The organism is Tenacibaculum sp. TC6 (assembly GCF_050606265.1).
Classification (GTDB): Bacteria; Bacteroidota; Bacteroidia; order Flavobacteriales; family Flavobacteriaceae; genus Polaribacter.
The window spans coordinates 232493-245882 of sequence record NZ_JBOCUK010000002.1; the positions used below are offsets into that span (position 1 = coordinate 232493).

Here is a 13390-nt window from a genome sequence, read left to right on the forward strand (position 1 = left end):
TTTTACACCACTCGTATGTTACCCGTTAACAACTGTTGCATTAAACCTTGTTTTACCACTCTATATTTGGCTAACTTTTCTTCTAATTTCGCTATTTCTACATCCATATCAGATAGGATCGTAGCAATACGGGTTTGCTCTTCAATTGGTGGAAAAGGGACTTCAAAAGAATTTAAATCTTTATTTGTTATTTGATTGATTGTTGCACCCATAACTTCATCAATTTGTCTTTGAATGTAATGACTTTGAAATACATAGAAAATATACTTTGAATATTGACTTCTATAAATAGTCATAAATGCACCAAACGCACTTCCTTCTGTTTTCTTATCAATTAAAGCACATTTTCCTATTAGTCTTTTGCTTCCGTTTCGTACACAAATTAATATATCATTCTCTTTTACAATAATTCTTTCTGGTAAATTCATTTCTACAAATACATTATCTTCAAATGATAAATAACCATTTTGTACATTTGATGACCTCAAAACTAAAGTTCCAGATTTTTTGACATCATTAGGGGAATAAGTGAGACCTATAATACCTTCTCCAATTTCCCCCAAAGTCTTCACTTCCCAGTCCTCTTTTGGTTTCAACAATTCTTGCATAGCCCCTTGTTTAATAGCTCTTTTTTTATCGAGTTGTTGTGTTAGGCTATTGATAAGGTTATCTGTATCGGTTAGTATGGTAGCAATGGCTTGTTGTTCTGGAAGTGGTGGGAGTGGGATTTGAAATTCAGCTAGATTTTTATTTGTTAATTGATTGATTGTAGCTCCCATAGTCTCATCAATCTGCTTTTGGATAATGTTACTTTGAAATGAATAAAAAATAAATTTTGAAAATTCACTTCTATAAATAGACATAAAAGCTCCAAATGCATATCCTTCTGCATTTTTATCAATTAAAGCACATTTACCAATAAGGTGCTTACTGCCGTTACGAACACAAATTAATATATCATTTTCTCTTACAATTACTCTTTGAGGTAAATCCATTTCGACAAAGACATTGTTATCATACTTTAATTTGTTTTGCTGAATATTTGATGATCTTAAAACTAAAGTACCATAATCCCTAACATCATTAGGTGAGTATGTAAGACCAATTATTGTTTTGCCAACATCGCCCATATTAACGCAAACCCAATCCTCAGGAATCAAACCAATTTCTGTTTGTTTATAGCCTTTTTTTAGTTGTTTATTCATTTTAATTTTTTGTTTAAGGAGTTCACGAATCTTACGATTTCCATACAAATCCCATTTTTTGTAAATGTGCATTCACTTTACTTTCTAAGCTAGCTACTTCTTGCTCAATAACAGGTAAAGGTTTTTCGTAGCGTTCGGCTAGTGTGGTAACACGGTTGGTTAGTTGTTGGCTAATGTGGTCTATTTCCGTTTTTATGGCTGTGGCTAGGGTTTGCATCCACTTTTCATCCACCACCAGTTGTTTTACTTCGTTTTCGGTTAAGGTAGGGTATTGGGCATAGAGTGCAATATCTAAGGCCAGTTCGGCTTCTTTTATTTTTTTGTTGGTAGCGCTTAGCTTTTCGGTTAACGTGAGGTAGTGTTTTAAAACAGCCAGTTCTTCTTCCATTTGCTTATGGTTATCACTTTTTGACTCCGCTCCGCTTCTCGACTGCGCTCGAAGTGACATTTCTGCTTTCAATTCTTTACTACGAGCCGTTACATTCGCTTTGTTTACTTTTTCCATTTCGGCAAAATAACCGTCTTCACCGCTGTGTTCTTCTTCCAGTTCGGTTAAAGCACTGCTTAGGGTTTCTTTGTCGGCTTGCAAGGCTTCTAAGGCTTCTTTTTCGGGGGTAAAATAACGGTCTATCACTAGGTCTTTGGGTACTAAATCACACGTCCAACCTTTGTCTATCAGTTTCTTTTGTTTGTTTTCTACCAGTATTCTGTAGGTGGTGGCTTTCCAACCGTCTTGGGTAATCAGGTAGGCATCGTCTTGCATCACGTCAAACCAATAAGTCATCAAATGTTGGTACATGTCATAAGCATCTATCAAAGGTTTGTTATAATAGTGTGCTAACAAATCTTCAGAGAGCGTATGAATGAGTTCTTTGGGGTTAAACCCAATAACTAAATCTTTTAAAAGACTCGTATTTTTTGTTTTCCAAGTCTCAAAAAGCGTGTCCATTTGCGTACTAAAAGCCACAAATTCAGGATGGTCAAAAATGGTGTTTTTAATAGCCTCTTTGCTTACTTTCAAATCCAAATAATCGGGTCTTTCGCTAGGGGTAAACAACGCACTTTTTAAAGTAGGATACACTGCCCAAAAAGGAGCCAGCGCATCAATATCAGCCATAGGAATCCCCCCTAATAAGTGCGCGGCTATATCTTGCAAGTCTTCCGTTTCTTGGCTTTCTATATAGCGCGGTATGTTAAGGTTATACTCATTGGCTTCTATTTCACTAATGTTCACCATGCGACTATAGCCAATAATAGGCTGTTGGTTGTTAAATACATCGGCTATTCTATGAATGTCTTGTTCGCGCAAGCGGTTTTTATTCCCGTCTTTTATAAACCCTTTACCCGCATCTATCATAAAAATACCTTTGCGGTTTTGGGCATTTTCTTTGTCAATCAAAATAATACAAGCCGGAATACCCGTACCATAAAACAAGTTGGCTGGCAAGCCTATAATGCCTTTTATGTAGCCTTTTTTAATCAGGTTCATGCGTATTTCAGCTTCGGCATTGCCACGAAACAACACACCATGGGGTAAAATAACCGCTCCTTTACCGTGTCGTTTTAACGAACGAACAATATGCAGTAAAAAAGCATAATCTCCGTTCTTTTCAGGCGGTGTGCCATAGTCTTGAAAACGGTTATAAGGATAATCTTCCGGTAAATTCAATCCATTGCTCCAGCGTTTGTCGCTAAAAGGAGGATTGGCAACCACAAAATCGAAGGTTTTTAACGTATCGTCGTCTTTATTGGTAAACAAAGGATTGGCTAAGGTGTTCCCTTGTTTAATTTCCGCATAAGGATTGTTGTGCAAAATCATGTTCATACGAGCCAAACCCGAGGTGGCTGCGTCCTTTTCTTGTCCGTATAAAGTAACATTGCCTTTGGCTACATCACTAATTTTTAATAACAAAGAACCCGAACCACAAGCAGGGTCATACACCGTGGTTTCGGCTGTGGTAGCAACTTTATCAATGCCAATAATTTTAGCCATAATTCGGCTTACTTCGGCAGGCGTATAAAATTGACCTTTACTTTTTCCGCTTTCGGTAGCAAAGTGGCGCATTAAATATTCGTAGGCATCGCCCAAAATATCATCACCCTCCGCCTTGTTTTTACTAAAATCGAGTTCAGGTTTTTGAAAGATAGCAATCAAATTGGTCAATCGGTCCACCATTTCTTTACCGCTACCCAGTTTGGTCACGTCATTAAAATCGGGCATGTCCGATAAATTATTGGCCTCTGCAATAGGGCTAATAATCTTTTTATTAATTTGATCGCCTATGTCGGTTTTCCCTTTTAAAGCAATCATATCTTTAAAACTGGCTCCTTCAGGAATCGTAATAGGAGCATAGGGTTGCCCTGCCCATTTATCGCTTATGTATTTTAAAAAGAGCATCACCAATACATAATCTTTGTATTGGCTTGCATCCATTCCGCCTCTCAATTCATCACAACTTGCCCATAATGAGCTATATAACTCTGATTTTTTTATTGCCATTTTTTACCTTCGTAAGATGTTTTATATTGTATAAGTACCTGCCTTTTATCTTTTTAATAGTTCTAAAAATAAATGCGGAACCTTTGCCGTGCCGCTAGTTTAAGACAGTGGAGTCAAAAATATCTTTTTTAAATAGATTATCATAGAAAATACCATGGAATTATGAAGCAGGAACGTAGAAGTTGGAGTTAGGAGTTTGAAGTTTGAAGTTTGAAGTTAGGAGTTAGGAGTTAGGAGTTAGAAGTTAAAAGTTGAAATTCCTAATTCCTAATTGATAATTCCTAATTGATAATTGATACTTGTTTAAGCTAAGAGCCAAGGGTAAAACCGCCCTGCACCATGCAGGAAGCTCTGTAGTGAATACAAAACCGCCCTGCACCATGCAGGAGCCTCTGTAGTGAGTACAAAACCGTCCTGCACCGTGCAGGAAGCTCTGTAGAGGGTACAAAATCGTCCTGCACCATGCAGGAGCCTCTGTAGTGGATACAAAATAGTCCTGCACCGTGCAGGAGCCTCTGTAGTGAGTACAAAATCGTCCTGCACCGTGCAGGAAGCTCTGTAGAGGGTACAAAATCGTCCTGCACCATGCAGGAAGCTATAAAAGGTAGTTAGAAGCTAGGGGTAAGGAATAAGGAATTAGGAGTTAGAAGTTAGGAATTGGAGATTCAAAATTGATAATTCATAATTGTTTACTGCTGTATTTGGATTTAATGAGAAGAAGATTGCTTCAGTCGTTGCCACTTCTTCGCAATGTCGGGTAGTTTTGTTAGGAGTTAAGGTTGATGCCTGATAATTGATACCTGTTTACTGATACTAGATTCTCGCCATTGCGAACGGAGTTTACAGAGTGTGGCAATCTGTTTTTTGGAAGTTAGAAGTTAAGAGTTAGAGGTTGGCAATTTAGTTGGATATTCAAAATTCAAAATTGATAATTCAAAATTGATAATTCAAAATTGATACCCGTTTACTGTTTACTGTTTTTAGAATAAAGTTAGTATTGTAGAATTTTGTTAGTTTATAGTTTTAAGAACTTCTTAACACGAAATGTTTTGTGAGTCAGGAGTTTGTTTTTTATCTTGCCGCTGCTATGAAAGTAGTTATACTTCTTTTTTGAATATAAAGATTGCTTTCAAACAAAAATACATTGCTAATTTTAAAAACAGATGTTATGATAAGTCCGTATTTAACACGTTACCGTCATGGTGAGTATTTACAGTATATGAAAGATGTACTGGAACTGGTAAAAGCACAAGATGTAGATGTTTTACTACTTACAGAACCAACCCAAAGCTTAACCCTTAAAACCGCCAAAATAGAGGCTGCTTATAAACAGCAGGCAGGTAGTGAGCTTTCTCAGGAATTGGTAGATTTAGATACTGTAAGAGACCGTACCATAGTAGGCATACGCTTTGTAGTAGAAGGTTATACCTACCATTTTGATGAAAGTAAGGCCGCCGCTGCGCAAAAATTACTAAAAGCCATTGAAGTATATGGTACCAGTATTGCCCGCAAGAATTATCAGGAAGAAACGGCAAGTTTAGATAATTTGGTACGCGATATAGAAACCAGACAAACATTGCAAGAAGCTACTACTGTTTTAGCCATAACCGATTGGTTTGCTAAATTAAAACTGGAGAATACTGCGTTTTCTCAAAAGTATATTGAAAGAGTAGGTGATGTGGCAGAGAATCCGTTTGAGAGTATTCCGGAATATAGAATTGAGGCTTCTGAAGCATTTAGAGCGTTAATTGCTCATATAGAGGCGCACAAGGTATTAAGTGCTAATGATGCTTATGCCAAATTACTGGATAAGCTAGCGGTGCTAACTACACAATACAATCAGCTAATAGATAACAGAACCACAACCGGTGGAACAACGCCTACAGAGCCTACAGAAGAAGCATTATAGGTTGTTATAAAACAAATAATAAGCAAAAAAATATAAAAGCTTAGCCCAATGGTGTTGGTAACTAAGTAAAGAGTGTGCCTACAGGTATGGGGGTACCTGTGCGCTATTTAGTTTTCTCATTTGTAGAGTTGAGGCTGTTTATCATAGTATAAACAGCCTTTTTTTAATACGTTGTTTTTAGTAACCCTGATAATTAGTAAGGAAATAAAGTAATGCACAGAAAAACAAATAAATACATGAAATATTAGCACAAAGACGTACAAAATTTGGTTTTGTACGTAAATTAACTTTATTTTTATGGTATGAATACACTGAGACTATTACTACTGGAAGATTTAGATAAGGAAGCTACTGATTTGATTTCTTTTTTAGAGTCTAATAACTATGAGGTTGTTAGGGTTAGTAATGCTGCTGAGGCAGAAAAAGAGATTAAAAATCGCTTTTTTGATGTAATTATCTTAGATATTATGATAGACGGAAAGCCTGAGGGAATTGAGTTAGCACAGCGCATGAATAGGCAAGGGGTAAACATTCCGTTTTTATTTTTAACCAGTATGCAAAGTAAGGCGGTTTTTGATGAGGCTAAACTTACCAATCCAATGGTATATTTATTAAAACCGTATAATGAGCTTGAGCTTTTGTATTCATTAGAATTAGCTATAGAATCTTGCTACCAACAATCTAACAGTATTAGTTTTAATGATAAGAATGCTGTATTGAGTCCTGCTTACTTATTTATTAAGAAAAAGAGGAGTGTGGTTAAGGTTGATGTAGATTGTATTAACTACATTGAGGTGAAAGAAAAATATTGTAGTTTGGCGTGTAATGACGGAGTGTATTTAATAAAGTTGTCATTAACCAAACTTAAAGAAATGTTGAGTAATCCTGATTTTAGACAGGTACACCGCAATTATTTAATTAACGTAAAAAAGATTAAAGAGATTTACTTTGAAGATAACTTAATTATTTTGCATGATGGTGAGCAAATACCTTTTAGTGAGCGTTATAAAAACGCTTTTATAAAAGATAATACTATTTTCAGGTAAAGTTTTGCTATAGGTTTCTAATGTCAAAAATGGCTCCGTTAGGTAGTAAATTTTCAGTATCTATTTTATAAATTACTTCAGCAACATAATCGGTAGTATATAGTTGATCATTTTCTTTTAAATCAATAAAACGCTGTAGGTTTTTAAAATCACTTTCCGGTGTATTTCTTATTTGTGCCTGCATGCAAGTGTCTACTACCCCAGGGTATAACGACATACATTTTACACCGTTTTTACTATTTTCTTGTTCTATAGCTATGGTTTTGGTAAACATGTCTATGGCCGCTTTAGAGGTACAATATACGCTCCAACCTTCATAGGGCTTCACAGCAGCACCGGATGATATATTAATCAATTGTTTTTTACAGGTAAGCTGCTTGGTAAAGTTGATAAACATACTGGATAATACCATAGGGGTAGTGGTATTTAGCTGAATGGTTTTAGCAATATCGTCAGGTGTACTATTTTCTATATTGCCAATGCTACCCAATCTTCCGGCATTGTTAATTAGGGTAATAGAGGTAATGGTAAGCTTTTTAAGTTCATCTAACAACATGTAAAATTGAGTTTTTACCTCGCTAAACTCACTTAAGTCAACAGCAATTTGTGTAACATTTTGTATGTTGATTATGCTTCTTGACAAAGTATATACTTTATAATGCTTTGAAGCATACATTTTGGCTAAGGCCTTTCCTATGCCTTTACTGCCTCCTGTAATAACTACTATGTTCATAAATGTAAATATACTTAAAATAGTAATGGTATGTTAACTTAAGGTTAAAAACCATTCGTCTATAGATTTCATGTATTCACCTAAACACCTAAGGATAATTAACTTATTTAATGTGATTTAAAAGGATTTTAGCTGTACCTTTATAAAAAAGTTTTTTCATTATTAGATTTTTAAATTGGTTTTTAGTTTTTAGCTCTCTTCGGAGAGCTTTTTTGTTTCTAATGGTTTATAGGTAGCGGGCTAAGGGAAAACCCTGAGCTTATTTTTAGGGATACCCCTTACAAGAAATTGAAGTTATTTTATCTAAATTGCAGAGTGTTTGTATTAGAGTTACAGATACAATACATTCTGCTAATATTTAAGGGATATCTCCTTTCTGCTAGGAAAGGAGATTTTTAATTTTTAAGAACGATAATTCCGTTTCAACATCTAATCAGGTATTTTTATTGTAATTATTTAATCTAATGATGCTGTATATGAGTAGTTGAGTGAGGTATGTAACTTTGCAAATATGCAAACATGAAAATTCAAATGAAATTTTAGAGAGAGTGGACGCAATTTTAGGATTCCACGTAAAAGAGAATGTTTTTCATATTATTGTCGTTTTCCTGCTTATACACATTATTAGGTACAGCTCTTTTATTCTTCAATCGTTCTGAACGTCAAATTCACTCTTGATGTCGTTACTTTTTTGGTAGGAGGAAGTTGGTGTAACCAATATGTTTGGGTGGTATCTTTCATTACTAAAAGGCTTCCATGTTGTAAAATCAGTGCTATTTTTTCTTTGGATTGTTTGTGTTTAAAGGCAAATTTTCATTCTGCTCCAAAACTTAATGAGCCAATGGCTTCGTCTTTTTTTAAATCGGTTTCGGAATCACTATGCCAAGCCATTCCTTCGTTTCCACTGTGATACAAATTGAGTAAACACGAATTGAACGTTTCTTTTGTTTCTTGTTCTGCTAACTGTTTTAACTCCAACAATTCCTTAGTCCAAGGCAAAGCATATTTAGAGGTATTGGAATAAGTGTATTTATATGGTTTATCGCCATACCAAGCCACTTTGCGTTTGGTAATGATTCTCTTTCCAAAAATAATAGCCTCATCATTTCGCCATTCTATGGTCTTCAAAAGTTGTTCGAAATAGAAATCTGCTTGTTGTTTGGTTAAAATTTGCCCATAATAATTAATTGTTCCATCTTGTGGTAACCAATTTTTTGTTTTGTCTATAGCTAGGTTAAATAAATCCATTTTTCCATTTGTTATATTGGCTTTTCATGCAATGCCCGCAAGGTCTAAAACCATTTTCAATGGCTTCTTTTTCTGTTGAAAAGAAAACTCTGTTTTCCCGTTTCATTCGCTTGCCTGATTTACAACTTAACAATCCGTAAATTTTCAGTTTCTTGTTTCCTCCAAAACGGACTTCTTGTTGCCTGATTTTACGGTGTAAATCACTATAAGATATTTCACTGTGATGTTGCATAACTAACTTACTGCATCATGAAAAATAATACCCAGCGTATGTCGGTTTCCTGATTTCACTTCACTGACTCCGTGTTTCATATGTACCCGATAATATCCTTTACTTCCTTTTTGAGGTTTAAAATTGGTGGTAAAAATCAATACATCGCCTTTTTTCGGTTTCAGTACAATGGCTTTGGATTGTGCTCTAGGAATTTGTTGTGTTATAATAAATTCTCCGCCTGTAAAATCCGTATCAGGTTCATCCAAAACAAAGACTATTTGAATAGGAAAATAAATAGCACCATACAAATCCTGATGTAAAGTGTTGAATCCGCCTTTGTGGTATTTTAAAATCAAAACAGTGGCTTTTTCTTGGCCATTTTTATGGCATTTATCTAATAATTCTGAATGACTTAACGGAAACTGAATGTCAATTTTCAGTGCCTTAAACCATGTATTGGCGATTGGTGCCAATTTAGGATATATATTTGCCCGAACAGTTTGAATGATGTCGGGCAAAGGATAATTGAAATATTTGTATTCGCCCAAACCAAAGCGATAACGTTCCATTACCACCGTTTTTCGATACAAATTTGGGTTGTCGTAATTGGCTTTCAGCATATCACACTGTTCGTCGGAAAGTAATTTTGGTACAATCGCGTAACCGTTCTGGTGCATTTCTTCTGTTACTAAATGCCAATCAGCTTTGTTTATATTATCAATTATGGCTTTCATTGTTAATGATGGGCTATTTCTAAAAAAATAGCACACAATTCTTGGGGTTTGCTAAAAAAAGGTGAATGACTTGTCTGCATTTTATATACTTTTTCACAAGGAGTCTCCTCATACATCTTCTGCTGTATAAAGGGTGTTACGGCCTTATCTTCTGTACACTCTATATAAAATCTTGGTACACTTCCATAATTTTCTTCTGTCAACTCTAAAGGTGTATTTCCAGTTAATACACTTTCGTGACCCAATATCATTCTTGCCATTTGATAAATATCATCATCACAATCGTGGTACAAACCTTCTTTATAAATTTCGGGTTGCAAGGTATGTGAGTTGGTCTCTGGATATCTTGTTACATAGGGTTTAAGCACTCCGTTTACGTCTTGGGAAGAATAATCTGCTTGCGTTTTACCATTAGGAATCAAGTAAGCAGCCAGATAGATTAATTTCTCAATTTTTTCAGGACGGTATTCGGCAACTTGCGAAATCATAATCCCGTTTTTGCTATGTCCTACCAAAACTACTTTTTCCTCAATACTGTCAATAAGCTTACAAAGTTCTTCAACGCTAGATTTTAGGGTGATATCTTTAATAGGAGTTTTGTCACGCCCCATTCCGGGCAAATCGATGGCATAAACTTTATGACCTTGGTTTTCTAATATGGGCACTACTTTATGCCAGTTCCAAGCACTGTGCCAAGAACCATGGATTAAAATAAATGTTTTCATAGTTAATAATTTAGATTATTGAGTTACAAAGATTGATTTTGTACTCGCTTGAAAAAATCCGAAACTTGCGGTATTCAAAAATTATTGATTTTTGGCAGCCTCCCAACCGATAATGGCTGTTTTTCGAGTATTGCCCCACATATAACCTCCAAAGTTTCCTGTAGACTGGATAACTCTGTGGCAAGGGATTAGGTAAGCTACGGGATTACTTCCTATGGCAGTTCCAACAGCTCTGGAAGCGTTTGGATTACCAATTTTTTCGGCTAAATTTCCATAAGTTGATAGACTTCCCATAGGTATTTTGAGCAGACTTTCCCAAACTTTCAATTGAAAATCGGTCCCTTTTAGGTGTAACTTAATTTCATTAAGTTTGCTCCAATCGTTTTGAAAAATAAACAGAGCGTTTTGTTGCATCAAATCTAATTTTCTTTGAAAGGCGGCATTAGGGAATTTTACTCGAAGGTTTTGCAATGCAATTGCTTCATTGTCTTCAAAAGCCATATAGCAAATACCTTTGGATGTGGAAGCAACGATTAAACTTCCAAACGGACTTTCAGCAAAACTGTAGTTGATTTGCAGATTTTTTCCGCCTTTTTTGTATTCGGCAGGTGTCATTCCCTCAATACTTATAAATAAATCGTGCAATCTACTTGTACTGGAAAGTCCTGTTTCAAAAGCAGTATCAAACAATGTTGCTTGTTCTTCTTGCAGAATTTTTTTGGCGTGTTCTACACTGATAAATTGCAGGAATTTTTTCGGACTTATTCCTGCCCAATCGATAAACATTCGTTGAAAGTGAGCAGGGCTGATGTGTACTTTTTCCGCAACTTCATCCAGGCTGGGTTGTGATTTGAAGTTTGTTTTAATGTATTCAATCGCATCTGCAATTCGATGGTAATTGATTTGGTTTTGTGCTTCCATTTCTCTGAATCTTATACTACAAATGTCCGAATGGTTTTACTTTTATAAAATCCGAAACTTGCGATGTTCTACAAAAGTGTTTTTTGCACAGACAGTTTTTCAGATTGTAGCAAATGGTCTCGTATAACCATTGTTGTGTGCAGGTTTTATTGTTCTGCTTTTATTTGGTTTATTCCATTTTCAAAGGAAGTTACTTTGAAGTCGGGAAATTTCTTTTTGAATTTATCAGAACTAAAAATGTTATCGTATTTATAGCGAGGAAGTAATTCCTGAAGTTCTTTCAGTTTTTTGATAAATAAGCTGCCAATTTTAAACTGCCACATTTTAACGACTGAATATGCAAATTCCTTTCCGTAAATTTTAGAAGTCAGGTCAATCAATTCCTTGTAAGTCGGACGGCTATCATCACACGGTAAATGCCAAGTTTGATTATATGTATCTGAGGAGTTTCCAATCAAAGCCATTGCGCGACTTGCATCAGGTGTCCAAATCAAAGTCCTTTTGGTGTTAACTTTTAAAGGAACTTTGAGTTTTTTGTTTTGTTGAATGCTGTCAAAAATCAAAGTATTGGTTATGCTTTGCGTTTTATTCGGTCCGTAAAATTCAGGTGCTCTGCATATAACGGCTTCAATGGTTTTATTGTTGATTTCATTTAAGAGCATTTCGGACATTTTTGCTCTTACTATTGATTTGCGTCCTATAGGAACAAATGGGCTTTCTTCGGTTTGCGGTTCGCTTGTCTTGGCGTACATATAAGTGTTATCAAAGAAAACTAATTTAACTTTATATTTTTTACAGGCTTCAATGACATTTTTCATCATTGTTGGGAATTGGTCTTCCCACATTTTTGAATTCATCGGAAGTCCAACTGTTAAATACGCAATTTCACTTCCTTCAACTGCTTTTTTAGTCGATTGAGAGTCCATCAAATTTGCAGGAAAGAGCTGATCGGTTTCGTGTACTTTTTTTGGATTTCGACTGACTAACCGAATGTTCTTAGTATAGTTCTTGTACAATTCCCGCGTTAATTCTTCAGCAATTTGTCCGTTAGCTCCGAGTATCGTTTGCATAGTTTATTTTGTGAGTTTCTTTTTTGTTGTGGTTAGTTTTATAATCTTTTCTGTTTTGCATTAGAAAGAAATTTTGTTTCTATTTCCTTCTCTTTGGAAAGCAGAATTGTATCAATTTTCATCTTTGATTTGGTTGATAAATCATTCAATAATTCGAAATGAAACTCTATTACTTCTTGAATACTAATAAAACTCTTCTCGTAAATGATAGCTATATCAATATCAGAAGGCACGTCTGAGTATAGTGTTGAATCAAAAAGATATAAGTCAAAATGCTCTTTAGTTTTTATGTTTAATTCAATCATCTTATTAATTATACATCTTGTTGTATACAGTACTTTTTATTTCCATTTTTCGATTAATTCCAAAACCCCTTTTCAATTCCGTTGTAATATTCTCCATTTTTGAATTCAGGAATAATTATTTGGTCAATTACATTCTTACAGATTTCGTCTGTTAATATTTTTTAGTCCCTAAACCTGTTGAGATTCGCATTTTTTTAAGTTTTTACTGAAAACAACTGTCAGTCCGTTATCTTTTTCCTTTTGTCCAATTCCATTGTAATTCGATAAATCAATTGCGAATTGGTCAAAATCAGTATATTTTCCAATTGAGCCTATTGAAACTACAGTAATTTGATTAGTTGTTTCTTTTTCAAACTCACGAATTATTAGAGTCAATTTTTCTAACTGTTCAAGTGTGAAAATAAATTCATAATCGTTTACTTCTCGTTTGAGTTTTGGCAAATCATTTCCTCCTAAATCGAATTACGTAAACTCAACTTTTGATGCTTTTGAAATTGATTCGTTTTTATCAATCTGTTTAGATTTACAACTAGAAATGATAAAAAAAGCGAGTAATATTATTTGAAAAATTAGTTACATTTGTATTATGTACAACGTGTTTGTATATGGTTTGTTGCGTGGTTTAGCACGTAATTTAGCAAACAAAACCGAATAGAAAATCCGCGAGGATTTTCGTAAGTAGGCTAGAACTAGCAATAAATTATATACGTCTTAAGTTAGCAATTGTTTAAATTTAGTAATAAAAACCAGAAAGAAAAAGCGTAGAGTAAGGTTATGATA

General features: G+C 34.9%; 13 protein-coding genes and 1 pseudogene. 2 read left to right on the forward strand and 12 right to left on the reverse strand.

The window, feature by feature from the left end:
* Positions 1-2: 2 nt before the first annotated feature.
* Together ACQY1Q_RS02475 and ACQY1Q_RS02480 are read right to left on the reverse strand one after the other, a co-directional pair.
* A complete protein-coding gene (locus tag ACQY1Q_RS02475) occupies positions 3-1205 on the reverse strand; it encodes a restriction endonuclease subunit S (protein WP_431003701.1) in 1203 nt (400 codons plus the stop codon).
* A 31-nt stretch (positions 1206-1236) separates the two neighbouring features.
* On the reverse strand, positions 1237-3705 hold the full coding sequence (locus tag ACQY1Q_RS02480) for a type I restriction-modification system subunit M (protein ID WP_431003702.1): 2469 nt from the start codon (positions 3703-3705) through the stop codon (positions 1237-1239).
* Between the two features lie 1168 nt (positions 3706-4873).
* Between ACQY1Q_RS02480 and ACQY1Q_RS02485 the strand changes: the two genes are divergently transcribed.
* The gene (locus ACQY1Q_RS02485) at positions 4874-5614 is read left to right on the forward strand and encodes a DUF6261 family protein (protein WP_431003703.1); all 741 of its coding nucleotides are present in this window, start codon (positions 4874-4876) and stop codon (positions 5612-5614) included.
* A 302-nt stretch (positions 5615-5916) separates the two neighbouring features.
* Positions 5917-6660, forward strand: coding sequence for a LytR/AlgR family response regulator transcription factor (locus ACQY1Q_RS02490; RefSeq protein WP_431003704.1), 744 nt, complete (start codon positions 5917-5919; stop codon positions 6658-6660).
* Between the two features lie 7 nt (positions 6661-6667).
* On the opposite strand, the gene ACQY1Q_RS02495 is transcribed toward ACQY1Q_RS02490, so the two are convergent.
* The 10 genes and pseudogenes from ACQY1Q_RS02495 to ACQY1Q_RS02540 all read right to left on the reverse strand — a co-directional run bounded on the left by ACQY1Q_RS02495 (position 6668) and on the right by ACQY1Q_RS02540 (position 13051).
* Positions 6668-7393, reverse strand: a complete 726-nt coding sequence (locus ACQY1Q_RS02495; RefSeq protein ID WP_431003705.1) for an SDR family NAD(P)-dependent oxidoreductase — start codon at positions 7391-7393, stop codon at positions 6668-6670.
* A 639-nt stretch (positions 7394-8032) separates the two neighbouring features.
* A pseudogene (locus tag ACQY1Q_RS02500) lies at positions 8033-8641 on the reverse strand (alpha-ketoglutarate-dependent dioxygenase AlkB family protein).
* A complete protein-coding gene (locus ACQY1Q_RS02505) occupies positions 8628-8873 on the reverse strand; it encodes an Ada metal-binding domain-containing protein (protein WP_431003706.1) in 246 nt (81 codons plus the stop codon). The pseudogene ACQY1Q_RS02500 and the gene ACQY1Q_RS02505 overlap by 14 nt, the downstream one beginning before the upstream one ends.
* 2 nt (positions 8874-8875) lie before the next feature.
* The gene (locus ACQY1Q_RS02510) at positions 8876-9589 is read right to left on the reverse strand and encodes a 2OG-Fe(II) oxygenase (RefSeq protein WP_431003707.1); all 714 of its coding nucleotides are present in this window, start codon (positions 9587-9589) and stop codon (positions 8876-8878) included.
* A 2-nt stretch (positions 9590-9591) separates the two neighbouring features.
* Positions 9592-10314 (reverse strand): alpha/beta fold hydrolase, encoded by a 723-nt coding sequence (locus ACQY1Q_RS02515; protein ID WP_431003708.1) that lies wholly within the window; start codon positions 10312-10314, stop codon positions 9592-9594.
* 81 nt (positions 10315-10395) lie between these two features.
* On the reverse strand, positions 10396-11235 hold the full coding sequence (locus ACQY1Q_RS02520; RefSeq protein ID WP_431003709.1) for a bifunctional helix-turn-helix domain-containing protein/methylated-DNA--[protein]-cysteine S-methyltransferase: 840 nt from the start codon (positions 11233-11235) through the stop codon (positions 10396-10398).
* Positions 11236-11381: 146 nt separating this feature from the next.
* Positions 11382-12305, reverse strand: coding sequence for an NAD-dependent epimerase/dehydratase family protein (locus ACQY1Q_RS02525; RefSeq protein WP_431003710.1), 924 nt, complete (start codon positions 12303-12305; stop codon positions 11382-11384).
* 38 nt (positions 12306-12343) lie between these two features.
* On the reverse strand, positions 12344-12610 hold the full coding sequence (locus ACQY1Q_RS02530; protein WP_431003711.1) for a hypothetical protein: 267 nt from the start codon (positions 12608-12610) through the stop codon (positions 12344-12346).
* A gap of 53 nt (positions 12611-12663) precedes the next feature.
* The gene (locus ACQY1Q_RS02535) at positions 12664-12768 is read right to left on the reverse strand and encodes a TPM domain-containing protein (RefSeq protein ID WP_431003717.1); all 105 of its coding nucleotides are present in this window, start codon (positions 12766-12768) and stop codon (positions 12664-12666) included.
* 10 nt (positions 12769-12778) lie between these two features.
* Entirely contained in the window at positions 12779-13051 is a 273-nt protein-coding gene (locus ACQY1Q_RS02540) for a TPM domain-containing protein (protein ID WP_431003712.1), read from the reverse strand.
* Between the last annotated feature and the right edge of the window lie 339 nt (positions 13052-13390).

Bases quoted from the DNA above. Each gene is read 5' to 3' on its own strand.
- ACQY1Q_RS02475 (WP_431003701.1), bottom strand. From the start codon at position 1,205: ATGAATAAACAACTAAAAAAAGGCTATAAACAAACAGAAATTGGTTTG.
- ACQY1Q_RS02480 (WP_431003702.1), bottom strand. From the start codon at position 3,705: ATGGCAATAAAAAAATCAGAGTTATATAGCTCATTATGGGCAAGTTGT.
- ACQY1Q_RS02485 (WP_431003703.1), top strand. From the start codon at position 4,874: ATGATAAGTCCGTATTTAACACGTTACCGTCATGGTGAGTATTTACAG.
- ACQY1Q_RS02490 (WP_431003704.1), top strand. From the start codon at position 5,917: ATGAATACACTGAGACTATTACTACTGGAAGATTTAGATAAGGAAGCT.
- ACQY1Q_RS02495 (WP_431003705.1), bottom strand. From the start codon at position 7,393: ATGAACATAGTAGTTATTACAGGAGGCAGTAAAGGCATAGGAAAGGCC.
- ACQY1Q_RS02505 (WP_431003706.1), bottom strand. From the start codon at position 8,873: ATGCAACATCACAGTGAAATATCTTATAGTGATTTACACCGTAAAATC.
- ACQY1Q_RS02510 (WP_431003707.1), bottom strand. From the start codon at position 9,589: ATGAAAGCCATAATTGATAATATAAACAAAGCTGATTGGCATTTAGTA.
- ACQY1Q_RS02515 (WP_431003708.1), bottom strand. From the start codon at position 10,314: ATGAAAACATTTATTTTAATCCATGGTTCTTGGCACAGTGCTTGGAAC.
- ACQY1Q_RS02520 (WP_431003709.1), bottom strand. From the start codon at position 11,235: ATGGAAGCACAAAACCAAATCAATTACCATCGAATTGCAGATGCGATT.
- ACQY1Q_RS02525 (WP_431003710.1), bottom strand. From the start codon at position 12,305: ATGCAAACGATACTCGGAGCTAACGGACAAATTGCTGAAGAATTAACG.
- ACQY1Q_RS02530 (WP_431003711.1), bottom strand. From the start codon at position 12,610: ATGATTGAATTAAACATAAAAACTAAAGAGCATTTTGACTTATATCTT.